This window comes from Acinetobacter lactucae, assembly GCF_013344765.1.
In the GTDB taxonomy this organism is placed as follows: domain Bacteria; phylum Pseudomonadota; class Gammaproteobacteria; order Pseudomonadales; family Moraxellaceae; genus Acinetobacter; species Acinetobacter lactucae_A.
Window position 1 is genome coordinate 1 of the sequence record NZ_JABVBF010000444.1, and the last position, 398, is coordinate 398.

Sequence of the window (398 nt, forward strand, 5' to 3'; positions counted from 1 at the left end):
CTTCAAAATCACGCACAACAAATTATAAACAGATTGGTCAAGGATGAAAAAGATGATCTGAATCATTTCGAAGGAAATCTCAATGCTGTTGCTGAAGGTCGTTTTTTTGAAGTTGTGGAAGATGATCTTGATTCATATAAGTTAAGAGATGAAGGTTTATGTTTTTCACTAGGATTAGAAATCATTCTTCAACTAAATAGAATGAAGCGAAATGGTAAAAATCTGGATGATGGTTTAGCTAAAATTATTGAACCGATAAATGCATTAGATAAGACATCAGATATTATTATTTCTAGTCTTACAATATTGATATTTGAACCTAATTATTACTCTAGAGAGGTTCTTACGGCTTTAGTTTCATGTTTTGTTTCTCTGCAAAATACCGATGAGTCATACCT

General features: G+C 31.2%; 1 protein-coding gene. It reads left to right on the forward strand.

Annotation, left to right across the window (positions count from 1 at the left end; translation table 11 throughout):
• On the forward strand, positions 1-398 hold a 398-nt coding region (locus HUN22_RS17770), incomplete at both ends, for a hypothetical protein (protein WP_174732113.1).